This window comes from Pseudovibrio axinellae (genome assembly GCF_900110875.1).
Taxonomy (GTDB): domain Bacteria; phylum Pseudomonadota; class Alphaproteobacteria; order Rhizobiales; family Stappiaceae; genus Pseudovibrio; species Pseudovibrio axinellae.
The window spans coordinates 104,350-128,260 of record NZ_FOFM01000004.1 but is presented as its reverse complement, the minus strand read 5'-3'; the positions used below and the strand labels follow the sequence as shown (position 1 = coordinate 128,260).

20 protein-coding genes are annotated in these 23,911 nt (G+C 50.2%); 12 read left to right on the top strand and 8 right to left on the bottom strand.

Annotated features, from left to right (window positions below):
• Positions 1 to 60 precede the first annotated feature (60 nt).
• The 8 genes from BMZ51_RS10945 (at position 61) to recO (ending at position 7,565) form a co-directional block, all read left to right on the top strand.
• Positions 61 to 2,298 carry a RelA/SpoT family protein gene (locus BMZ51_RS10945; RefSeq protein ID WP_068008433.1) on the top strand — a complete coding sequence of 746 codons (2,238 nt, stop codon included), beginning with the start codon at positions 61 to 63 and terminating at the stop codon, positions 2,296 to 2,298.
• Positions 2,299 to 2,321: 23 nt separating this feature from the next.
• Positions 2,322 to 2,903, top strand: a complete 582-nt coding sequence (locus BMZ51_RS10940; RefSeq protein WP_074882035.1) for a type I phosphoribosyltransferase — start codon at positions 2,322 to 2,324, stop codon at positions 2,901 to 2,903.
• Positions 2,904 to 2,940: 37 nt separating this feature from the next.
• A complete protein-coding gene (locus BMZ51_RS10935) occupies positions 2,941 to 3,525 on the top strand; it encodes a DUF2062 domain-containing protein (RefSeq protein ID WP_068008435.1) in 585 nt (194 codons plus the stop codon).
• 247 nt (positions 3,526 to 3,772) lie between these two features.
• Positions 3,773 to 4,192 (top strand): holo-ACP synthase, encoded by a 420-nt coding sequence (gene acpS / locus BMZ51_RS10930; protein WP_068008438.1) that lies wholly within the window; start codon positions 3,773 to 3,775, stop codon positions 4,190 to 4,192.
• A gap of 145 nt (positions 4,193 to 4,337) precedes the next feature.
• Entirely contained in the window at positions 4,338 to 5,087 is a 750-nt protein-coding gene (lepB, locus tag BMZ51_RS10925) for a signal peptidase I (RefSeq protein ID WP_203416192.1), read from the top strand.
• Positions 5,088 to 5,126: 39 nt separating this feature from the next.
• Positions 5,127 to 5,834 carry a ribonuclease III gene (gene rnc, locus BMZ51_RS10920; protein ID WP_068008442.1) on the top strand — a complete coding sequence of 236 codons (708 nt, stop codon included), beginning with the start codon at positions 5,127 to 5,129 and terminating at the stop codon, positions 5,832 to 5,834.
• A 46-nt stretch (positions 5,835 to 5,880) separates the two neighbouring features.
• On the top strand, positions 5,881 to 6,801 hold the full coding sequence (gene era, locus BMZ51_RS10915; protein WP_068008528.1) for a GTPase Era: 921 nt from the start codon (positions 5,881 to 5,883) through the stop codon (positions 6,799 to 6,801).
• Between the two features lie 8 nt (positions 6,802 to 6,809).
• The gene (recO, locus tag BMZ51_RS10910; RefSeq protein ID WP_068008445.1) at positions 6,810 to 7,565 is read left to right on the top strand and encodes a DNA repair protein RecO; all 756 of its coding nucleotides are present in this window, start codon (positions 6,810 to 6,812) and stop codon (positions 7,563 to 7,565) included.
• 40 nt (positions 7,566 to 7,605) lie between these two features.
• Here recO and BMZ51_RS10905 read toward each other — a convergent pair whose 3' ends face one another.
• Entirely contained in the window at positions 7,606 to 7,917 is a 312-nt protein-coding gene (locus tag BMZ51_RS10905; RefSeq protein WP_068008447.1) for a hypothetical protein, read from the bottom strand.
• Between the two features lie 294 nt (positions 7,918 to 8,211).
• Here BMZ51_RS10905 and parC point away from each other — a divergent pair, with 294 nt between their 5' ends.
• Entirely contained in the window at positions 8,212 to 10,461 is a 2,250-nt protein-coding gene (gene parC / locus BMZ51_RS10900; RefSeq protein ID WP_068008450.1) for a DNA topoisomerase IV subunit A, read from the top strand.
• A 783-nt stretch (positions 10,462 to 11,244) separates the two neighbouring features.
• On the opposite strand, the gene BMZ51_RS10895 is transcribed toward parC, so the two are convergent.
• A complete protein-coding gene (locus tag BMZ51_RS10895; RefSeq protein WP_068008453.1) occupies positions 11,245 to 11,709 on the bottom strand; it encodes a DUF1330 domain-containing protein in 465 nt (154 codons plus the stop codon).
• A 228-nt stretch (positions 11,710 to 11,937) separates the two neighbouring features.
• On the opposite strand from BMZ51_RS10895, the gene BMZ51_RS10890 reads away from it, so the two are divergent.
• The gene (locus BMZ51_RS10890) at positions 11,938 to 12,234 is read left to right on the top strand and encodes a winged helix-turn-helix transcriptional regulator (protein ID WP_244271404.1); all 297 of its coding nucleotides are present in this window, start codon (positions 11,938 to 11,940) and stop codon (positions 12,232 to 12,234) included.
• Between the two features lie 578 nt (positions 12,235 to 12,812).
• On the opposite strand, the gene yjjX is transcribed toward BMZ51_RS10890, so the two are convergent.
• From yjjX to dapA, 3 genes are all read right to left on the bottom strand, one after another.
• Positions 12,813 to 13,340 (bottom strand): inosine/xanthosine triphosphatase, encoded by a 528-nt coding sequence (gene yjjX, locus BMZ51_RS10885; RefSeq protein WP_068008457.1) that lies wholly within the window; start codon positions 13,338 to 13,340, stop codon positions 12,813 to 12,815.
• A 31-nt stretch (positions 13,341 to 13,371) separates the two neighbouring features.
• Positions 13,372 to 13,851, bottom strand: a complete 480-nt coding sequence (gene smpB / locus BMZ51_RS10880; RefSeq protein WP_068008459.1) for an SsrA-binding protein SmpB — start codon at positions 13,849 to 13,851, stop codon at positions 13,372 to 13,374.
• 65 nt (positions 13,852 to 13,916) lie between these two features.
• Positions 13,917 to 14,795: a 4-hydroxy-tetrahydrodipicolinate synthase gene (dapA, locus tag BMZ51_RS10875; RefSeq protein ID WP_068008463.1), complete on the bottom strand. Its 879-nt coding sequence runs from the start codon at positions 14,793 to 14,795 to the stop codon at positions 13,917 to 13,919.
• A gap of 310 nt (positions 14,796 to 15,105) precedes the next feature.
• Between dapA and BMZ51_RS10870 the strand changes: the two genes are divergently transcribed.
• Both BMZ51_RS10870 and BMZ51_RS10865 read left to right on the top strand, forming a co-directional pair.
• Complete coding sequence (locus tag BMZ51_RS10870; protein ID WP_068008465.1) at positions 15,106 to 17,400, top strand: lytic transglycosylase domain-containing protein; 2,295 nt, start codon at positions 15,106 to 15,108, stop codon at positions 17,398 to 17,400.
• Positions 17,401 to 17,708: 308 nt separating this feature from the next.
• Positions 17,709 to 18,620 carry an alpha/beta fold hydrolase gene (locus BMZ51_RS10865; protein ID WP_068008467.1) on the top strand — a complete coding sequence of 304 codons (912 nt, stop codon included), beginning with the start codon at positions 17,709 to 17,711 and terminating at the stop codon, positions 18,618 to 18,620.
• A 61-nt stretch (positions 18,621 to 18,681) separates the two neighbouring features.
• On the opposite strand, the gene BMZ51_RS10860 is transcribed toward BMZ51_RS10865, so the two are convergent.
• The 3 genes from BMZ51_RS10860 to BMZ51_RS10850 form a co-directional block, all read right to left on the bottom strand.
• The gene (locus tag BMZ51_RS10860) at positions 18,682 to 19,914 is read right to left on the bottom strand and encodes a porin (RefSeq protein WP_068008470.1); all 1,233 of its coding nucleotides are present in this window, start codon (positions 19,912 to 19,914) and stop codon (positions 18,682 to 18,684) included.
• A 578-nt stretch (positions 19,915 to 20,492) separates the two neighbouring features.
• Entirely contained in the window at positions 20,493 to 21,602 is a 1,110-nt protein-coding gene (locus BMZ51_RS10855) for a porin (RefSeq protein ID WP_068008473.1), read from the bottom strand.
• A 922-nt stretch (positions 21,603 to 22,524) separates the two neighbouring features.
• Positions 22,525 to 23,610, bottom strand: coding sequence for a porin (locus BMZ51_RS10850; protein ID WP_068008475.1), 1,086 nt, complete (start codon positions 23,608 to 23,610; stop codon positions 22,525 to 22,527).
• Between the last annotated feature and the right edge of the window lie 301 nt (positions 23,611 to 23,911).

Here is a 23,911-nt window from a genome sequence, read left to right as displayed (position 1 = left end):
GGCGCCTCGCATTTTCTGGTTCGGCCTTAGCTTATTTTAAAGTGAAGCGGCCGCCCGAAAATGATGCGTCAATACGAACTTGTTGAGAAAGTAACCAGCTACAATCCGAATGCGGATGAAGCGCTGCTCAACAAGGCATATGTTTACGCCATGCAAAAGCATGGCACCCAGACCCGTGCGTCTGGCGATCCATACATATCCCACCCTCTCGAAGTTGCAGCCATCCTCACCAACATGAAGTTGGATGATGCAACCATTGCTGTTGCGCTTCTTCATGACACCATTGAAGATACAGATGCAACACGCACAGAAATTGATCGTCTCTTTGGGGAAGAAATCGGGAAGCTTGTTGAGGGACTAACCAAGATTCAGCGTCTGGATCTGGTCTCACGCAAAGCAAAACAGGCCGAAAACTTCCGCAAACTCCTTCTGGCTATTGCAGATGACGTGCGCGTCCTCCTGGTAAAGCTCGCAGATCGCTTGCACAACATGCGCACCCTTCACCATATGCGCGAGGACAAACGCCTGCGCATTGCTGAAGAGACCATGGAGATCTATGCGCCCCTCGCAGGCCGTATGGGTATGCAGGATATTCGTGACGAGCTGGAAGATATTTCCTTTGAGACGCTTTACCCGGACGCCCGCGAGACGATACGTGAGCGCCTGACAATCTTGCACAGCAAGAATGAGGGCCTGATCACTGATATTGAAGAGGACCTGACCCAGCGCTTGGCTGAGCAAGGCATCAAAGCCAAAATCAGTGGCAGGGAAAAACGCGCCTACTCAATCTTCCGCAAAATGGAAGAAAAGTCCCTCGGGTTTGAGCAGCTGTCAGATATTTACGGCTTCCGCGCGATCGTTCCAACGCCAGAAGATTGCTACCACGTTCTGGGCGTGATCCATACCGCTTGGCCATGCGTGCCTGGGCGGTTTAAGGACTATATATCAACGCCGAAACAGAACGACTACCGCTCCATTCACACCACCGTTGTTGGCCCCAAGCGCCAGCGTGTAGAACTGCAGATCCGCACTCATGCGATGCACCGCATTGCTGAAAACGGCATCGCAGCCCACGCGCTCTACAAAGACGGCGTCACCGGTGGTCGCAACATCCAGTCAATGACAGCGGAGTCCCGCGCCTATGGCTGGCTGCGCGGCACTATCGACCTGCTTGCACAAGGGGAATCCCCAGAGGAATTCCTGGAACATACAAAGCTGGAACTCTTCCACGACCAGGTATTCTGCTTCACGCCAAAGGGGCGCTTAATTGCACTGCCGCGCGGAGCAACGCCGATTGACTTTGCCTACGCAGTTCACACGGACATCGGGAACACATGCGTTGGCTGTAAAATCAACGGTCGCATCTCGTCGCTCGTTACAGAGCTAACCAACGGCGATGAAGTCGACATTGTGCGTTCGCAAGCCCAAACACCACCGCCAGCTTGGGAAAACATTGCCGTAACAGGCAAGGCGCGCTCGGCCATTCGTAAGGCGACAAAGGCGTCCGCCCGCCAGCAATATGGTGGTCTCGGCAAACACATTCTGGAACGTGCCTTCTCCCATGCAGGAAAAGACTTTGATGAGGCGGCTCTTGAGGCCCACGTCAAAAAGTTCAACATGGAAGGCACTCTTGACCTGCTTGTCGCAGTTGGACGCGGGGACATTCAGGCAGGCGCCGTCATGGAAGTCGCCTACCCGGATTACGCGCCCGTTCAAAGTGCCGAGAGGAACCCAAGCTCGCCTCCAGCAGCAGGCACAGCCTCTGAAGGCTGGTTCGATCTGGACAAGGGCAGCTCTGTTAAGTTCAAGATACCCGAAGGGCCACAGCAAGGCGCTAACGAAGGCTCGCTGCCCATCCGCAGCGGCGTATCCGGCTCCTTGCCCGTACGCTTTGCACCAAGCGGCGGCGCAGTCCCTGGTGATCGTATCGTCGGCATTTTGACACAAGGCGTCGGCATCACCATCTACCCAATTCAATCGCCAGACTTGAAGGAATTCGACGACCAACCGGAACGCTGGCTTGATGTGCGCTGGGATGTTGACCCAAATGCACCAGAGCGGTTCCCGGCACAAATTAGCGTCTTTGCAGTCAACGAACCCGGCTCGCTTGCCGCCATTACAAAGGTAATTGGCGACCACCGCGGAAACATCGATAACATCAAAATGATCCGCAAAGCCTCCGATTTTCACGAGATGCTAATTGATCTTGAGGTATGGGACTTAAAGCACCTGAATCTGATCTTGAACCAGCTGCGTGCCAAACCCAATGTCTCAGAAGCACAAAGGGTAAATGGCTAACGGCTGAACCTAAAGGAAAACCCATGGGGCCAAACGCAGTCCTAGACGTTTTCAGAGAAACAAAAGCACTGAAGGAAGGCCATTTCATCCTTCCTTCAGGATGGCACAGCTCAGCTTACCTACAGCGACAGAAGCTGCTGGAATACCCAGAGAAGATCGAAATACTCTCTTCCGAACTGGTGAAAAAAATTGCTGCAAACGAGCTTCTCAATTTCACTCACTTCGTTGCCCCCAGTTTAGGCGGCTTGATCGTTGCTCACCAAACTGCAAGGATCATGCAAAAGAGTGCCCTCTGGATCAGGCGCGAAAGCGGCAACCTCACCACGGGTCACGCTAGCATCCCCCAAAAGTCAAATGTGTTTATAATTCAAGATGTTGTGGAGACGACCCACCTGTGTTTATCCACAATCCAGGCATTGCAGTCACTCAACATTAATACAGTTGGTATTGCCTGTTTTATCGACAGAAGCTTGAGGGATACCGACTTAGGTGTACCGCTAATATCTCTTGCTCCACTGAAACTACCGGTGTATTCAGCCGATAATGTACCAAAGGAACTCGCTGAGATACCGGCTATACAAGCAAACCCAGATCACGCCATTTAGGTGGCACGAGAAAAATAAGCAAAGCACTTGAACCGAAATGATTTTTAAGCGGCGGGATAAACCAACGAGAATAGAACGCATTCGCGTGACCGTATGGCCGCGTCACAGTTGGTCACGCTCTTTCAAGTACTTTTCAAAACGGGTCCTTCGCCTCTCTGCCAGCCCAAGGAAAATAGCAATTGGCTTTGCAGCGGGCGCTGCCGCCTCCTTTACCCCCCTAATTGGCTTTCATTTTATTCTCAGCTTCTTTCTCGCCTATGTTTTGCGCGGCAACTTGCTCGCAGCAGCTTTGGGCACAGCGGTGGGCAACCCGCTCACGTTCCCGTTTATCTGGGCCAGCACCTACAAACTTGGCCTTTATATTCTAGACCGCGAAGACCGCCCGCTTCCAGACCTGAGTCAGAAGCTGGACCACTCCATGCTATCCCAGTCTCTCGACACAATCTGGCCGATCCTGAAACCAATGCTCATCGGCTCTGTCCCTCTTGCACTGGCTTCAGGCATATTTTTCTACTTTGTCGTTTTGGCCTCGGTCTCAACCTACCAAAAGGCCCGCGAGCACCGATTTCGCCTAAAGAGAAAATTGTCCGCTAAAACAAGAAAATCCTCAAACAACAAATAACGCGTGATTGTCAGCGCTCCCTTTTCCATCATCACTGAAAAGGCATGAACTGCTTCTATGACAGTCGGTGGGCATGAACAGATTTCGCCAAAGCCTTGTGATATCCCTCATCACACACCAATATAGATGCGAGTGGGTATTTACCAAAGCTGTGCCGGTTTTCAGACGGCGATACGCATCAAACAATGAATTAGAGCATGATGCATAAATGCGACCTAAGCAGCTAGCTCTAAGCAACGAGGCCTAAATGATCATTGGTATCGGAAGCGATCTTTGCGACATCCGTCGCATCGAAAAAACACTCTCTCGCTTTCCAGAGCGCTTTACAAAGCGTGTCTTCACTGAGGTTGAGCGCGCAAAGGCTGAAGGGCGCGCCAACAAAGCTGCCACCTATGCAAAGCGATTTGCTGCCAAAGAAGCCTGCTCAAAGGCGTTGGGGACCGGGCTTTCAATGGGTGTGGCTTGGAAAGAGATGGGCGTCACCAATTTGCCAAGTGGCAAACCGACACTTAACTTGACTGCAGGGGCAAAAGAAAGACTGGATAAACTGGTGCCAGAGGGCTTTTCGCCACGAATTGACCTTACAATCACCGATGATTACCCACTAGCTCAGGCATTCGTCGTAATTTCGGCCTGGCCGCAGGATTGGCCCCACGTCAAGCCGTGAAAACGTAAATGAACTGGATTGCAGAAGCGGCTGTGAAGCGCTAATAGAACCACCATATATGAATTTTATTGTCTAGGGACTGCAGCACTGAACTAAGTGATGGGCGCCGGACCAAACAAGTATTCTCTTACCACGAAGGATGAACATGAGCCAATCCAAAGAAAAGGAGCAGGAAGGCGGCGTATATGAGACCATTAAGGTCATCGCTCAGGCACTGCTGCTCGCTCTGGTTGTTAGAACATTTCTTTTTCAGCCATTTTATATTCCTACGGGCTCCATGAAAGACACCTTGCTGGTTGGCGACTACCTGTTTGTCTCCAAATACAGCTATGGCTATTCAAAGTACTCCTTCCCGTTCGGCCTGGCACCGTTTACTGGCCGAGTATGGAGCTCACCGCCAGAACGTGGCGACGTCGCAGTCTTTAAGCTACCAACGAACACCTCAATTGATTACATCAAACGCGTGATCGGTTTGCCTGGTGACGAGATTCAGGTTAAGAACAGCGTTCTCTACATCAATGGTGAAGCTGTTGAGCGTAAACGCATCGACGATTTTATTGAAAAAAACAATCGCGGCGGCATCGATAAGGTACCACGGTACATAGAAACACTTCCAAACGGAGTTTCTTACCAGACCCTGGACCTGACCAAAAACGGAAGCTTGGACAACACCAGAGTTTACCATGTCCCAGCAGACCATTATTTCATGATGGGCGACAACAGAGATAACTCTCAAGACAGTCGCGTTCTCAGCGAAGTGGGCTACGTTCCATTTGAGAACTTTATGGGCCGGGCAGAAATCATCTTCTTTTCTATAGAAGATAACCAGCCAGCATGGATGTTCTGGAAATGGCCTTGGACTGTTCGTTGGGACCGGATTGGTGATGTACTCTAACACACCTGCAAAGCAGCCTTTGAAGGAATTAGCCGGAACATGAGCAGAAGAAAAAGACCGGTATCAGACGCAGCTCTGGAAGAGCGCATCGGTTATCACTTCAAAAACAAGGAGCTTCTTGTACGGGCCTTAACCCATGCAAGCGCTCTTCCTGTTGCAAAAGCATCGCTACAAAGCTATCAGCGTCTAGAATTTTTAGGCGATCGTGTGCTTGGCCTTGCTATTGCAACAATGTTGGAAGAGAACTTCCTTAAAGCAGATGAAGGGGAACTTGCACGTCGCCTGAACCAGCTCGTTAAGCGAGAAACATGCGCTGAAGTTTCCAGAGCAATCGATATTGGCCAGCACATGCGCGTTGGCGAAGCCGAGGCGCACACTGGCGGACGAACCAAAACGGCTATTCTTGCAGATATGTGCGAGAGCCTGATCGCAGCAATTTACCTTGACAGCGGATTTGACGAAGCTGAAAGTTTCATCAAGCGCTATTTTGCTGAAAGAATGGTATCCTACACAGGTCCGTTGAGAGATGCTAAAACAACTCTTCAGGAGTGGGCACAGTCTAAAGGACGCCCTACTCCGCTATACGAAACAGTCGCTCGCAGCGGCCCGGACCACGCTCCGATCTTCAAGATCCGCGTGAATGTGGAAGGCGTTGATCCCGGCGAAGCCGTCGGAAATTCAAAGCGCATCGCAGAACAGTCCGCTGCCGAGAACATCCTGCGCCGCGAAGGCGTATGGAACGAATAGGTCTTAAATGAACGACGAAAACAACAACAATGACCTGCCAGAGGGTATGAACTTCAACCTTGGCAAATTAAACGAAAACACACGCGCTGGCTTTGTCGCGTTGATTGGCGCGCCAAATGCGGGCAAGTCGACGTTGCTGAACCAGTTGGTTGGCACAAAAGTTTCAATCGTCACCCACAAGGTGCAAACAACGCGCGCGATCGTACGCGGCGTTGCGATCGAAGACGACAGCCAGGTTATCTTCGTTGACACACCAGGTATCTTCCGTCCAAAACGCCGTCTTGACCGTGCAATGGTTGACACCGCATGGGGCGGCGCTAAGGATGCTGACGTGATCGCTGTGCTCATCGACGCCAAGAAAGGCATCAATGAGTCTGTCGAGCGTATTTTGAACGAACTGGAGCACATCAAACTCCCGAAAGTTCTGATCCTCAACAAGATCGATATCACCAAGCGCGACCAACTTTTGGCACTTTCAGCAAAAGCCAACGAGTACACCAAGTTCGACCAGACATTCATGGTGTCCGCTATCAATGGCTCTGGTACCAAGGACATCCTGAAGTACTTTGCTGAGCAAATGCCTAAAGGCCCATGGCTCTATCCAGAAGATCAGGCTTCAGACATCCCATTGCGGATGCTGGCAGCTGAAATCACGCGTGAAAAGCTTTACCTGCGCCTTCATGAAGAGCTACCTTACATTTCCACTGTCGAAACAGATAAGTGGGAAGATAAGAAAGATGGCTCCATCCGTATCGAACAGACAATCTTCGTAGAACGCGACAGTCAAAAGTCAATCGTTCTGGGTAAGAACGGCCAGACCATCAAAACGATCTCAAAAGCTGCACGTGAAGAGCTCACAGAAGCCTTTGAGACCACAATCCATCTCTTTGTATTTGTGAAAGTGCGTGATAACTGGTCCGATGATCCAGAGCGCTATCGCAACATGGGACTGGACTTCCCACACTAGGCAATTTTATGCAGTGGCAGGCAGAAGGCATCGTCATCGGAACACGCAAGCAGGGTGAAAACAACATCCTGCTTGAAGTTCTGACACCAGACAGAGGCCGCTGCCTTGGTCTGGTTCGTGGCGGCAGATCACGCCGCCAGCAACCTGCCCTACAGCTTGGCAACCATCTCAATCTCACATGGCGTGCCAGGCTCGATGAACATCTGGGTTTCTTCACAGTAGAACCGCTCCAGCTGCGCGCCGCACACCTCATGCAAACAGCAAGATCCATTCACGGATTGCAAAGCCTGTGCGCACAAACTCGCCTCCTTCCAGAGCGAGACCCACACCCAAGCCTGTTTCATGCCCTGGATATCATTCTGGATCACCTCGACGACCCACAAATCGGCGCAGCGCTGGTCTTACGCTTTGAGCTTGAACTGCTCAATGAGTTGGGATTTGGTCTGGATTTATCGCAGTGCGCGGCAACAGGAGAAACCGACGAACTCATCTGGGTCTCTCCCAAGTCTGGCCGCGCCGTGAGCAAGGCGGCAGGCTTACCCTATGCAGACAAACTCTTGAAACTGCCGGATTTCATGAAAGCCCCCCAGTCACGCTTGGCAACGTCAAACCAAATCTCCTCCAAAGACATGGAAGCTGGTTTCACGCTGACCGGGTATTTCCTGTTCAAATATATATACGAACCGCGCAACATCTCATGGCCAGATGCGAGAGACAACTACATGACAGCGCTCAAGAAAGACCTTGCAGAGCTGTCAAAATAAGCCTCCCCTGCTCTCAATGACCAGTAGGGCCGTGTAAGCGTTAATCGCGCTGCGGGCCGTTCCCGCCAGGCAGAATGATCACCGGCCCTGTGCTATCACCGGCAAGCGGTATATAGCGCTTCTCAGGCAGCGGCACATAAGGGTGCTGATCTTCTGGAGGCGGCTGATACAAGCTTGGCCGCTCCCCCAAAACAACGCGCTCTCCACCTGCCCGCTCACCATCTTCAACGCGTTGCTGAGAACTACGTTCTGTTGCAGACGCTCCAGAACAAGCAAACGCGCTTGTGTATTCTTGACCAACGCTGAACAAAGCAATGACGGCAAATAAAAAGAGAGACCTTCTGTAACTCAATGTCTTTCCTCCCAAGCTGTGTCAATTTCCTGCCATCTGCATCCCTTAGACTAGCTCAGCATTAATCAGTCCTTCTTAAGCGAATGCTGAAAATTCGATTAGTGTCCATACCATCCTGAAACTCTTGCTATCACAGGTTGTTTGCGTCGATTTATGTAATCCATATAGTGAGTCGCAAAACACAAGCTCACCAAACAGCTTTTCAGCTTTAAAAAGCGCTGTTTTCTGAGGATTTCATGAGCAGAGCGTGGCCTCGCCATTGCAAGAACAAGCCAAGAACGATAACCAAGTGTCATGGGACAAGAAGTGATTGGCCATGATGGCCCAGAAACAATCAATCTTAAAGATGCACTGGAAGAGCGTTACCTCAGCTACGCTCTGACAACCATCATGCACCGCGCACTTCCAGATGTTCGCGATGGCCTCAAGCCCGTACACCGCCGCATCTTATACGGAATGCGCCTTCTCAAGCTCGATCCTAATCAGGGCTTCAAGAAATGTGCGCGTGTTGTCGGCGATGTTATGGGTAAATATCACCCTCACGGTGATGGGGCTATTTACGACGCTCTTGTCCGCCTTGCACAGGATTTTTCGGTCCGCTATCCGATGGTAGACGGGCAAGGCAACTTCGGTAACATCGACGGTGATAGTGCAGCGGCAATGCGTTACACTGAAGCGCGCATGACTGATGTTGCCACGCGCATTCTCGATGGGCTGAACGAGAATGCTGTCGACTTCCGCGAAACCTATGACGGGCTGGATTCCGAGCCGGTCGTCCTGCCGGGGTGCTTCCCTAACCTGCTGGCAAACGGGTCAACAGGTATTGCCGTTGGCATGGCAACCTCCATACCGCCACACAATGCTTACGAACTGTGCAACGCCAGCCAGCACCTCATCACACATCCAGATGCCGAAGTTGAAGACCTCTTGGAATTCATCAAAGGACCAGACTTCCCAACTGGCGGTACGATCGTCAACGACAAAGGCTCTATCCTTGAAGCCTATAAAACGGGTCGTGGCAGCTTCCGCACCCGGGCCAAGTGGCACAAGGAAGAAGGCCCACGCGGTACCTACAACATTGTTGTTACCGAAATTCCATATGTCGTTCAAAAGTCCCGTCTGATCGAAAAAATCGCAGAACTCCTCATGGCACGCAAACTGCCGCTGCTGGATGATATTCGCGATGAATCCGCTGAAGATGTGCGCGTGGTTCTGGTTCCGCGCAACAAGAACGTTGACCCTGAACTTCTCATGGCCTCCCTGTTCAAGCTGACGGATCTGGAAAACAGATTCTCTCTGAACTTGAACGTTTTGTCCAAAGGTGTCGTCCCCAAGGTCATGAACCTGAAGGAAGTTCTTCAGGAATGGCTTGAGCACCAAAAAGACGTACTGGTCCGCCGCTCCAATCACCGCCTTGATCAGATCAACCACCGTCTGGAAGTTCTGGAAGGCTATCTGGTTGCCTACCTGAACATTGATGAAGTCATCCGCATCATTCGCGAAGAAGATGATGCGAAGGCGTCTCTCATTCAGGCGTTTGAGCTGACAGACGTTCAGGCGGAAGCTATCTTGAACATGCGCCTGCGCTCCTTGCGCAAGCTCGAAGAGTTCGAGATCAAGAAAGAACACGACAAACTCTCCAAGGAAAAAGCAGGCCTCGAAGCCCTCCTCTCCTCCGAAAAGAAACTGTGGAACCGCGTTTCCAAGCAAGTAGGCGAGATCGGCAAAGCCTATGGCCCTGAAACGGAAATCGGCGCGCGCAGAACAGACTTCAGCACTGCAACTGACCATGATCTGGAAGAGATCCACCAAGCTATGATTGAGAAAGAACCGATCACGGTTGTAATCTCAGAAAAAGGTTGGATCAGAACCCTAAAAGGGCATGTACAAGACGTCACCAACCTCACCTTCAAGCAGGGTGATCAGCTGCATATGTCCTTCCATGCAGAAACCACCAGCAAAGTCCTGATCTTCACCAGTGGCGGCAAGTTCTATACCCTCGGCGCTGATAAGCTACCAGGTGGCCGTGGCCATGGCGAGCCGATCCGGTTGATGCTGGATATGGACGAAACACAGGAAGTTGTAAGCGCCTTTGTGCACGACCCAGAACGTAAGCTGCTGATTTCTACCGATGAAGCGCGTGGCTTCGTGGTGCATGAAAAAGATGTGACTGCTACAACCCGAAAGGGCAAGCAGGTGCTCAATGTAACAGCACCCGCCAAAGCAACACTGTGCGTACCGGTGAACGGAGATTATGTAGCTGTGATCGGCTTAAACAGGAAGCTGCTCACCTTCCCGCTCTCACAGATCGCCGTCATGACCAGAGGCCGGGGCGTGCGCCTTCAGCGTTATAGAGATGGCGGCATTTCAGACATTAAGACCTTCGATTCAAAAGAAGGACTGACATGGCTTGATGCATCTGGTCGCGTTTTCAAACGCACACTCGATGAATTGCAGGATTGGCGCGGAGACCGAGGACAAGCAGGACGCTTGCCTCCAAATGGCTTCCCAAGAACCAACAAGTTCGGCGGCAACTCTATCTAAAAACACAAAAGGCCCGGCATTATCCGGGCCTTTTCTTTTATGGCTAACCAGATAGCACCAGTATGCTGGCCTTTCCGGTCGTTTCACCGCGTACAAACACCAAATAGAACCCGACACTGATGCTCTCATTTGATCTGAAGTACCGGGAGAGGCGTGAAAGGTGCAAACTCGAAAAACTAAAATCTGATTGCAAAAAATCCATTTGAAAAAATGAAGTGTTTCTCACCCAATCAGATTTGTTCGAGCTAGGGCTAAAGCGGATTGAGCAGCGTCATCCCGTCATACAGCGAATACCTCCAAGGCTTGGAAACATTGACGGGACCACGTTCAAACCAATCTAACGCTCAAATAGGCGCACTCCCCAAAAGGAGACGCGCCTTTGACAAGCCTAGGTTTGCATTCTGGAAGAGCAAACCTTCAGTGCCAAGCTTTCCTAAAACGAAATGATCAAGCCGTGGTAATTGGAAAGCCAATAAATGAAGAGGCCTTCACAACCCACATTGAGACCCAGCGTGCTCCGCAACTGCCACCATACACCGTTGTCATACTGGACAACCTTTCTACCTACAAAGTCGCCAGATCGGCCGCGCGCTCAAACGTCATCAGTGCTGGTTCCTGTTCCTGCCGGCCTACTCGCCCGCCGAAACCCAATTGAGATAGCACCTGATATAGGCTCGTGGCGAAATCTACGAACTATTTACGCCACAAGAATGCTGAAATTACTTCGGTGCCTCCGGATATGGATCAGTATAATAGCTCATCGCTTTTAGATTGTAATATGCGTCACCCAAGACAAAGGGAGACCGTTTGTTCGGCACACGCGGCAACGCGGTGAACATATGCCTTGCGATATTCTTCAAGTTCAAAGAGCGCTAACAAGGCTGTCTGGCTGGGGTAGCTGCCGATTGCGACAAGATCCCAATCCTGATCCGCACCGATGAAGGTTTTACAAAATGGTGCCACCATCAAGAAGCGTCCGCCAACTTGCTCGAGGCTGGGCATGCTGATTTTTGCATAACGCTGAAATGCCTCTTCGCCGCTGATATCCGTATCGCCTTCCGTGTACGACGCCGGATAGGCTGCACGGTCTCTAAACTTGAAGAAGTTTACCAATGTCAACCGCTGGTCTTGTGAAGTACCTGCGATTATCTGCCAGGTCTTTTCACTCGGCATGCCATTCCCGGTAGTACCCCAAGTCTCTAGAATGCATTCAACGCGGTTCGCAATGTCCAAATCGATAGTGTTCATGTCTACGCTCTCTAATCATCTCACCGGAACAAACTCCGGTCCTATCAACGCTCAATCGCGATGATTGCCAGGAACCTAACCGACTGGTATCAATGCACAAGTAGGCAGTTTTTTTTGGGGTAGTATCGTTTTTGATACTAATGGAGTTAGAAAGCAAAGATGACTGAAAATAGAATATCATCACCGATACCCGCGACTGCTGCAGGTATGTGTCAATTGCCCTGTCCCATGCCAGACATAGTCACTCTGATCGGAGGGAAATGGAAACTTATCATCCTGCAAATTCTGATCTTCAATGGAACCCAGCGGTTCGGGGAGCTAAAGCGTCAGCTTGACGGCGTTACCCAGACTATGCTTACCAACCAACTAAGAGCGCTTGAACGCGACGGGCTGGTCACACGCCAAATCTATGCTGAGGTTCCACCACGAGTTGAATATAGCGCCACACCGTTGGCACAAGACCTAGAGAGCGTCTTTTATGCCATGCGCGATTGGTGGAAAAGGAACCAGCCGCCGTTTGGCTGAGAACCACCTGTGGTTTTCATTGCGGGCGGCCCGGGTCAAGCGCTCAGGATTCTGCAATTTGCATCTGTATAACCAGCTATGGGAGACGTCGAAAAGACGGCATAGTGTTCAAGCCATGCAGCCTTTGGCGCGGGTGCTAATGAAATATGCTTGACCTGGATTGTTTCCGCTTCCTTGCGTCGAAAAAAGCAGAGGCCTTTTGTAAGATCTTGTTTTCTTACAAACGCTTATTATCCTTGCGCAGCCGCGTGAGTTCGCCAGCAACGGCCTACTGACGGCGTTTGGCTTCCTGTGAACCCGCTACTTTTCTTTCCAGCCTCCACATCTTAGGCAACGTTGGCATCAGCCCAAGCTCCTATGCAAAGTTGCTCAACAATGCGCTTGGCTCATAAAGCCGTTTTATACGCGTCCCTGCACTTGCCCCATTTGGTGCTTATTCCCACCTCTTGAAGCTATCAAAGTCAGTATGTTCGATTGTCCGGAAAACGGTGGAATTCAAGTTGTCTTTACTGCTCAATCATACTGGGATCACCGAAGATCAGCCGAACATGTTGTTCACTCAACCAGATGGGCTCGAGCTACATAAAAGCGGGAGACCGAAACGGGAGAAGAGCGCAAAATAAGGTATCAACATAGATTGAAGTGCGCGTTAGACGCCCTCCGCTGAGCAGCCCGAAGGCTCCACCCTTTTGTTTGATATTCTGCGTTCCGAAAATCTCATCGAGTGCATGACCAAGCTCGACACCAGAGCGCACCAACGCCATCACTTTATCGGGAAGCGGCAACAACATGGACCGGTTAGCTGAAATCTGCCCCTCACGGGAAAGGACAGCCATCCAGGCAAATGTGTAGGCTATCCCGCTCACTTCGCAAATGCCGCCTTCCAGCCCAACACCAAAGTCAGCATCAGTATGAGCGCCCAGTGCGTTTTCGGCGCGTGTCATAGCACCTTTCCGCGTTTCTTCATCACTCATAGGCTGATCAGAAACGCCGGAGAGGACATCTTGCGAGATCAGTTCAATCTCGTCAGCCGGAAACTGCGCCTGAAACGCTTCAAGTGTCGCGTTCACTTTCACTGGATTTTGGGAAGCAACAACAACCTTCATCAACACACTCCGACTACTTCCACAAACCGGATCAGTCCCGGTTCTTCATCAACCGCTGCTTTTCGCGGTTCCAGTCACGGGTCTTCTCCGTTTGGCGCTTGTCATGATCTTTCTTACCACGAGCCAAAGCCACTTCCATCTTCGCCCGTCCATCCTCATTGAAATAAACTCTCAACGGAACAATGGTCTTGCCATCTTTTTGAACAGCAGAGAAAAGTTTGTTCAACTGGCGGCGATGCATAAGTAACTTCCGCGGGCGACGCGGTTCATGATTGAAGCGGTTGCCCTGCGTATATTCAGGAATGTAGACGTTGTAGACCATCATCTCACCCTGGTATTCCGCAGCATAGCTTTCACCAATATTGCTTTTGCCTTGGCGAAGAGACTTAACCTCAGTTCCCCTCAGCTCAATACCAGCTTCAAAAACATCTTCAATTTCATAGTTGAAACGGGCCTTCCGGTTATCCGCAACAACCTTGCGCCCGGGAACGCCACCTTTTTTGGCAGCCATTTCTTATCCTTATACATTTTAAAGTTGTTCCGCGCGCACTGCAGCGCCCACGCGGAACAGGTAGATTAATTGATCAGGCCTGCATGGACCATAGCCTTGCGAATGGTTTCCTGCGTTTGTTCACTGACTGTGACCAAAGGCACCCGCAGTTCATTTTCCATTTTACCGAGCAAGGACAATGCATATTTAGGCCCTGTTGGGTTTGGTTCAATGAACAAAGCTTCATGCAGTGGGGACAAACGATCCTGAATGGATAGCGCTGTTGAAAAGTCGCCAGACATACAAGCTTCCTGGAACTGCGCGCATAAAGCTGGTGCAATATTTGCAGTTACAGAAATGCAGCCCTTACCACCGTGGGCCATAAAGCCAAGCGCTGTGATATCCTCACCAGACAGCTGGATAAAATCAGGACCACAAAGGTGGCGTTGCTCAGATGCACGAGCAAGGTTCGCCGTTGCATCCTTTACACCCACAATATTGTCAACTTCGTTGAACAATTCAGCCATGGTCTCGCTCTGCATATCAATAACTGAGCGCCCAGGAATATTGTAGATGAAAATTGGCAAGTCGACGGACTTCGCAATTGCAGTAAAATGCGCTTTCAAACCAGCCTGGTTAGGCTTGTTGTAGTAGGGCGTAACAGACAAAATCGCATCTGCCCCTACTTCCTGAGCATGCTGTGCAAATTCAATAGCTTCAACCGGGTTGTTGGATCCAGCACCCGCCATAACCGGGACACGGCCAGCGGAGACTTCAACAGCCATCTGAACAACACGCTTATGCTCAGCAAACGTCAAAGTCGGGCTTTCTCCGGTTGTTCCCACAGGCACAAGCCCATGGGAGCCCTGTTTTATCTGCCAATCCACGAATTCCTGGAAGGCCTTCTCATCCACTTTGCCATCCTTGAAAGGGGTGACAAGTGCTGGAATTGATCCTTTAAACATCTCAGGTTCCTCGTTGGATTACATATATATAGAGCAAATATTACCACTCCGCTCAAACGGGAGGCATACAATAAAACGATCTAGCCTATCTCGGCAACATCACCAAGACTTTCTCTTATAAGATTCGGGAATTTTTGTGTGCTCATATTTAGGACAACTTCAACAGTGAATAATACGTGCCCTAAGGCCGAGCATTAAACAGATATTTACCCTGTTTGTGGCAAGCACAATAAGGGACTTTTGGGAATTAAACCATCCGGTGCGTTTTACCGGATAATCGACACTTAGGTGAGACGGGCCAACGAGTAGTATGCGTATCCGCGAGTTTCTTCTTGTATCGACACGGGTCAGTGCGTTTGCCATTGGCACCACGATTTCCGCAACTGGGTTTGCTGCTGTAACATCTTTAAATAACAGCATTATTCCAGCTCCAAACCCGGCCAAAGTTGTGCGTACAGTTGCGCTGTCTCCACAACAAGCCACCTCTCCAAGCGCACGGCTTATGGCCATGCCGCGCTCCAAACCCTCTGTTACAAAACAAGGATTTGATGGTGGTCCAAGAACACAGCTATCCAGCTATGCCCCTGCAAGCGCCCCTGTTCAGGGAGCAAACCCAATTTCGGCTCGCGCACCCAACTCGCAAAATGCACTAAGCAAAACTGCTGCCGTCGCCAACGCTTTTCCACAGGGGTTGAGCACAGCTCATGCAACCGGCTCAGTCGAACCGCTCAAAACAGTGCTTCAACACGTCAAATCCGGACGGTTGAACGAAGCCCTTCGCGCCAGAAATGCACTGCCAGATAACCTTGATCGCCGACTTGCCGATTGGTTCATCATGTTGCGCGGTGGTCCACAAACACCTGTTACACATATCGCTCAGTTCGCCGCTGACGCCCCCCACTGGCCCACGGCAAAAGTCGTGCGGGCACGTGGAGAAGCAGTGCTTGCAGCCTCCAACTTAAGCCCGGCACAAATAATCGGAGCATTTGGCAAATCTCTGCCCGAAACAACTGACGGCAAGCTAGCTCTCGCAAAAGCCCATTTAAAGCAGGGTAATCGCAGTCAAGCCGCAGACATCATTCGCCCACTTTGGCAAAAAACAGTTTTTGAGGACAAGGTCGAAGCTCAGGTTCGTTCAACATTCGGCAAGGTCCTAAGGCAAAAAGATCACCGTCTTCGTGCTGAAATGCTCTTGTATCGCGATCGAGCACGAGGGGCAGAACGCCTGCTCTCTGAATTGTCGCGGGATGAACAAGCCTACATCAAAGCACGCATCGCCAGCATCCGTGACCGCGACAACGCGTTGAGTAAACTGAAAAGCGTGCCGCGCTCAATGAAATCAGACAGCAACTACCAGTTTGCTCTGATTCAGCATTACCGCCTGAAAGGCGATTACCAAACGGCTGCAAAACTAATGCAGGCTGCACCCACCGACCCGTCACAGCTTTTGAACCGCGACGGCTGGTGGAAACAGCGCCGCGACATCTCACGTGAAATGATAGAGGCAGGCAAGAAACGTCTCGCCTACACCATTGCTGCAAATCACGCAGCAGAATCTCCCGGGATGATCGTAGAAGCAGAGTTCCACGCTGGCTGGTTCGCACTGCGTCATTTGAATGATCCAAAACTTGCAGAACCACACTTCCAAAAAATAGCGAAGCTTGGCAAAACAGCGCAGACCCTCTCGCGCGCCTATTACTGGCTTGGCCGCACCCGTGAAGCGCAGCAGGATACAAAAAACGCAATTGCCTTCTACCAGCAAGCTGGCGCGTTCCAGACTTCCTATTACGGCCAGCTCGCGCTCGCCAAGCTCGGCATCAATCAAATGCCTCTGGCTGGACTCCCGCAAGTCACAGCAAGTGATCGTGCCTCATTCAACGACAACGAGCTTGTCCAGGCGATCAAGCGGCTCGACGAAGCTGGAATGCACAATGATACACTGTTGTTTTATACGCATCTGGCACGCACCCTTCCAACCAACGGACAAATCCGCCTCTTAACCGAGCTTGCTGAGACGCGTGGCGTCTATCAGTGGTCAACAATGGTTGGACGTTTAGCGCAGGCAGAACGAGCTGAAGCTGCCCCCCTTGCCTACCCAACCAACGCAATTCCGCGCAAAACACGCATAACAAAAGGCGTAGAAAAGCCAGTAGTTTACGCAATTGCGCGACAAGAGAGCTCATTTAACCCAAAAGCACGCAGCAGCGCTGGCGCACTAGGGTTACTTCAGTTGATGCCGGGCACTGCAAAAGAAACGGCCCACAACCTGGGTGTTGCCTACAAGAAGTCTCGCCTCACGTCCGACCCAGCATATAACGCAACACTCGGCGCGGCAGTGCTAGGCGAATTGGTTAATGAATTCGGCGGCTCCTACATACTCACCTTTGCCGCATACAATGCTGGAAAGAACAAGGTGAAAGAGTGGATTGAACGGTTCGGAGACCCACGCAATCCCAACATAGATCCAATTGACTGGGTAGAATCAATACCTTACGGCGAAACACGAAACTACGTGCAACGCATCACAGAAAACCTTCAGGTCTATCGCTACAAACTTGAAAACACACCTTTGACGATCACACAAGATCTGACACGCGGTTATTGATCCTCCCTAAAGTACTATCAAAAACAAAAGCCCAGTAGTTTTGCCAGGCTTTTTGTTTGAAGTATGAGAGCTTCAGACACATCCCAAAAGCAGAACCTCTCGTAAGTTTGACAAGACACACGCAAAAACCTGCCCTATGGTGAACCCAATAAATGCACTGAGTCCTCCAGACTAAGCTGGAAACCTTGTCCGCATTCACTTTGTTTGCGTTAAACCACACGGCAAAACTCTCTCAGTCAGAAACCTCGAACCCGCTCGCATACCCAACATTGAGCAAAATCTGGTTATTTGAACACTGGGAGAAATTGATGTTTGAAACCCTTGAGGACATAGATCTCAACCTACAAAACCTGACCGGTACGCAGCGTATTACATGGCAGGCAAGTGATGGGCTCACTCTATCAGCGCATATATGGCAGAACGAAGACCCAAACAAACCAACCGTCCTTTGCCTGCCAGGCCTTACGAGAAATACAAGTGACTTCTATTACCTAGCTCATTTTTTGAAGGAAAACGGGCTTCGTGTAATTGCCATGGATTATCGTGGCCGTGGCCGCTCAGAGTATGCAGATGATTTCCTAACCTACAATTTGGATCAGGAAGCAAATGACATAGACCGCGGCATCCATGCGCTCGGCCTTAAACGGTTTTCACTGTTAGGCACCTCCCGCGGGGGACTCCACGCTTTTTCAATGGCCCTGCGCAACCCTGAACGTCTTTCATCCGTCATCATAAACGATATAGGCCCGCAAATCGGGGAAGTCGCCCTAAAAAATATCACCAAATCCGTAGGGACCACCATGTCTCAACCCAACATGAAAGCTGCTGCCGTTCACCTTGCATCCGTGCATGGTCAGGCTTTCACACGCATGTCTGACGCAAACTGGATTACCTTTGCAAATCAGCTATATGCACCTGGAATCAACGGGGTGAATCTGCGTTATGACAAACACCTGGGAGATGCTATTCTCAGCCAAAACGGCGCGACACCGGACGCTGACCTCTGGCACTCTTTCAACGCACTCAAAGAAATCCCGCACCTCCTTCTCCGCGGAGAAAATTCAGGATTGCTCTCAGCCAACACCGTGAAAAAGATGCAAGAACAACACCAAAACATGGAACTTATGAGCATCCCGGATCAAGGTCACGCTCCCTTACTCTGGGATCATCCCACGCAGCAAGGAATTTTGGACTTCATTCATACGCACAATCCCAAGTGAATCACCAAAAAAAAGAGCTGGATCCGAAAATCCAACTCCCAAGTTCTTCAAGAAAAACAAATCAAAATGTCTTTTGAACCCGGAAAAGCGCGCTGGCCTCATCAAAATCCTTTACACCTTCAGGTGATGTGCGCGCATAACCAAGATCAACGCCCATCTCCATACCGCTCACAGGCGACCAAACCAGATCCCAATCTAGAGCAAGGCGATCAAAATCAGGCAAGGCAGCTCCCGTTGGCGTATCAACAACCGCGTAACTTGCATCAAAGTCTGTTCTAACCTCAGGCGTTACATAATGCGTAAGCCCACCGGAAAACGAAAGTGCGTTGGTTTTACGTGTATCGCCATTGATGTAGTAGGCATCAAAAACTTCATCATCATCAATGCCTGCATATGAAACCGCCCCATTTCCGTACTGAAATTGTAGGGCCATGGCATCTTGACTACCCATTTGCGGGAGGTAAATAATTGCACCTGCTCCCAAAGCCCAACCAACTTCACCTGAAGCATAAGCAGCCTCAGGACGAATGTTCGTCACTGCACCAGCAACTTTTGCACTCCCCCACTCACCATCCAAGCGAAAGGCGGCAACAACATCGGGGATCTTATTACCCGCCTGCCCATTTTCTCCGCCCACCTCGGTAAAGACACCGTGAGCCCGGTACACCGGATCTTCAAGGGAAACCGTCACAGATAACCCATCATCAAACACTTCGGTATAAGCGGCAGTCCAGGAATTGGCATCTGACCAGTCCCGGTGCACTGAACCGAATGTGGCACCTGTAAAGAAGTCAAACAGCGATCCCGTGCGCCCAACAGTAAAGCCGCCAAATTGGATATAGGCCTTATCCAAATCCATGACCGGAGAATCGCCATACCGCTCACTGTCAGAATCAACAGTTGCCCTTAACTCTGAGAACGCCCGCACAAACCCAAACTCAGTCTCCGACCTTGCGTCCATACGAATGTAGGAACGGGCACGAAATCGCATAGAATTCAAATCGCGGCCGGAAGCCTCTGTGTTCGGTACACCGCCCCACATAGTAGGTTTATCGGGAAACCGACGATACTGAGCTTCTGTTCGCACTCTGCCACTCAAGCGCAGGCAGGTTTGCGTTCCTGGAATATAAAAATACCCTTCCCCATAGGCATCACAAACCTGAACATAGTCCATCGGTTCCACCAGGTTAAGTGGTTCAGCTTCACTATCAAAAACAGGTTTAGGTAGATCTGTCGCCTGTGCTGCAACTCCGAATGACAGCAAGACTGGCAGGAATATCAGCTTATTCATCATGGTATCGAACCTCCATCCGTCACTCGGAGTAGTCAAAAACCACAAATGCAGAGAATATTATCAGCTGCATTAACTACCCCTGTGCAACTAGACAATTACGCCATGGTTCATTTTCCGCAATTACTATGTATTAGGCAGGATTTTATCACCCAACCGAAAGCAGGAAGCATTTCAACTGGCCAAAATATTACAGTTTGGAACGGAAAATCGCTTAAATACTCAATCAAAATTTGGAGTGAGATATAGATTCCACCACATGCGGGGCGAGCAAACCGTTAAACTAACCCATGAAACGAGGGCTGAATATGTCGCGTTCATCGCAGCAGTGCCCGGCACCAAAATGAAAAGCCCGACGGGTTGGAACCGCCGGGCCTGAGAGACTGAAAGAAGGTCAGGAATGAACTTCATTCAGGAAGAGTATATTTAGTAAAACTATAAATCGAAACCGATAATTCCTTGATCTGATGCCTTTATACAACACTCAATGTCAAAATTGTGTGGCGAGCATCACATCAAGAATTTATTCACAAAAAATAGTTCCGGCGACGATGCCGCCGGAACCTTCATTCTAACCTAGATTAGAATGTGTACTGAATGCGAGCACCAACTTTGGCTTCGTCATTGTCGTTGGAGTCGTCAGCCCATCCGGCAGCAACTGCAAATGCAAGGCCAGCAACTGGTGAGTACACCAGTGAAGCGTCTATTGCTGTACGATCGTAATCGGCACTACCTTGATCAAGAGACAAGTATGACCAGTCCAGCTGCGCAGAAACGGTATCGGACAGGTCGCCCTGGAAACCACCACCGATGTTGAAGCCAGAAACATCACCAGCGTCGGTAAAGCCAGAATTCGCTGCACCACCAATGTAGTCAATCGCACGGTTTGCGTACTGTGCCTGGAATGTAGCTTCAATGCCTTCCATAGCAGTGATTGTTACACTACCGCTAAGTGCATAACCGTAATCGTCGCCATCATACGCATGCGCTGCAGCAGAAAACTTCGCGTTACCCCAACCCTGTGAGACTGAGAGTGCACCTACGAAATCTGCACGGTTGTTTGCACCACCACGCTCCGTGGAATCTTCCAAGGAACCAGTCAGGGACAGGCCATTACCAAGATCAGCAGTGTATGCGATCAACAACGGGTATTGTTCCGAGAAGTTCTCTGAAACTGGAGCAATCCAGGTGTATCCAGTGAAGCTATCGAACTGGGAAAGAGTGTCACCAATCAGAAGAGAACCGGAGTTGAAGCCAAGTTGAAGGTACACGTCATCAATGATGACTGTGTCGTTACCATCTTGGTCGTGGTTAGCCAAGAACGCGGTGTAGGTTTCGATTGTCGCGAACTCAGTTGTAGTCATGGATTCAAAGTAGAGGTATCCACGAGCGTATGCACTGTAGTCGTTGGTTTCGGCTTCAGTCTCACCAGTAAGGTCTGCATCAACCTCATCCTGGTTCGTCACATCCCCCAAACCATCATTAAGGTCATGGGAAACAAAGTTTGTACGAATACGACCGTGTACGCGGATACAGGTGTCCTGACCTGGGAGTTTGAAGTAGCCGTCGCCATATGCGCTACAGGCTTCAACGTAGTTCACTGGTTCTGCAACAACTGGCAGATCCGCTGCCATTGCTGGAGTTGCAGCTGCAGCAGCGGCTGCTGCGAGAGCGATTTTCTTGAAGTTCATCACAAGCTTCCCATAATTAGGATTTTAAACTTTATTTTAAACAAAACACCAAACCGCAATTTCTGGTCATAAAACCTTCATCAAACGTGTTCGGCGCTGTCCCCTTGAACCCTCCGCTCCTGTTCAGATACCTACTGAACAACAGCCCCCTGAAGGTTCGTGAGGAGAAATTACAATATCGGGAGTATTAGGCAAGCCTATTAATGCTCTCTACCTTGCTCGTTTCTACCCAGTCAAATCACATGTGTTTTTTTTACAACAGCTAAACTCAGCCAAACAAGTGCCCTTGAAGCTGCGAAAGCTGCCCTAATCAAGCAGATACCCGCATACTCATCAAAACAGAGCAGTGTGCAGTCAGAAATATTACTCAATATATTCAATTAGTTAGATGATTTTCCTGGAAATCTTCTCATCAGTGACCGGCTCAAGCGTTTATGCAACATTGAATAGATCAAAGTTCTCTGCGCAAATTGAGCAGATGTGAATAAAGTCATTGGTGAATTAGGCAAGTTATCAGTAAGAAGCTGCTTGCGAGCAGAAAAACACAACTGGTCGACTCGGAGGCATATAAAAACCTATCCACCCCACGGCCCAATCCAGAAACAGGCAAGCCTCTTATTTATGAGGCTACCGCGATACACTCAAACCAGCCTCACGTCCTCACTGCCTAAGAAGTCGGCGACGCGCAGAACTATAAAGATCCTCAGGCAACGGTTTGTTGAAACCGCTAAAGGAATTGAAAGCGGACAGCTGTTAATTAACTTGAAGAGTAGACCACGGCTGCATAACACAAAAACATCAAACGCAACCCTGTTCGCACCGCACGAAATGCACATTCGCGAACACAAAAAATCCCGGCAACCGAAGTCACCGGGGTTCTTTTGAACTTGATAGCGTTAAGCTATCGAATTCTTACACCAAATTAGAAGGTGTACTGTACACGTGCGCCAACTTTAACTTCGTCGTCCTTGTCAACACCGTCTTCTTCACCGTCAGACCAGCCAGCTGCGAGAGCCAAGCCGAGGCCTTCTACTGGGGAGTAAACAACAGAACCGTTTACAGCGTATGTCTGCTCATCTTCGTCAGAACCAGATACAGTTGACTCAATGTCCATGTAAGACAGGTCAAGCTGTGCAGATACTTTATCGGTCAGAGCAGTTTCAAGACCTGCGGACAAGCTGTAACCGCGAACTGCATCCACGTCATCTTCATCAGTGTCAATACCGATGTAGTTTCCTGCATCGTCAGCGTACTGTGCCTGGAAGGTAACTTCAGTGCCTTCTTTAACCATGTCCAGGTTGAAGATCGCAGTTGCGCCTACAGCGTAGCCGTAGTCTTCGCTGTTTGCAGTGTTATGCGCAGCAGCTGCGAGCTTGAAAGAACCCCAACCCTGGGACAGGTTCAATGCACCAACAAAGTCAACAGCATCGTTATCGCCAGCACGGTATGCAGAATCTTCAACGGAAGCGGTTGCAGTTAGGCCATTGCCAAGGTCAGCAGTGAAGGAAGCCTGCAGGGTTGACGTGTCGGAGTATGCATTGCCAACTGGGCCAATCCAAGTGTAACCGGTAAAGGCGTCGAAGGCGGACGCTTCACGACCAAACAGGAAAGAACCGTAACCTGTGCCCAACTGGATCCAGACGTCGTTAGCTTTTGTATCAGCTCCCTCAGCGTCCTGGTTCCACTCGGATTCCAGCTCAACGAAAGTTTTGATTGTACCGAAGTCGGTAGCAGTCATAGAGTTGAAGTAAATGTAACCACGAGCGTATGAGGTAGCGTCGTTATCAGTAGACTTATCAGTCAGGTCCTGAGAAACGTACTGCGCACGGATACGGCCGCCGAGCTTGATGCAGGTTTCTTTACCTGGGAGCTGGAAGTAACCAGCGCCGAATGCGTCACATGCTTTTACGTAGTCTACTGGCTCAGCAGCCATAGGCAGATCCGCTGCCTGTGCGGAGGTTGCGAATGCAGCTGCAGATGCTGCAAGAGCAAGAGTTTTAATGTTCATAGTCCTGACCTTCCAATGTCTCTCAATGGAAAGAAGAAATTTGCGTGACCTGTTTGGAGCAGCTCACATTCCTTCTTTTCTCTGCGACGCGAGAACCAGATTGGCTCATCCGAAATTTGACAAGGCAAACAATCGGCTCGACCGCGTCGATGGACATATTGATGCCCGAGTAGGCCCAGGATCGCAATATCAACCTATTGGTTTGAAGGGGGAGAAACATCACCACTTGAAAGTAGTGTGTGTTTTTTGACACATCATGATTTTCACAGCGTTGTGTATGCGACCGAACACACCATTCATT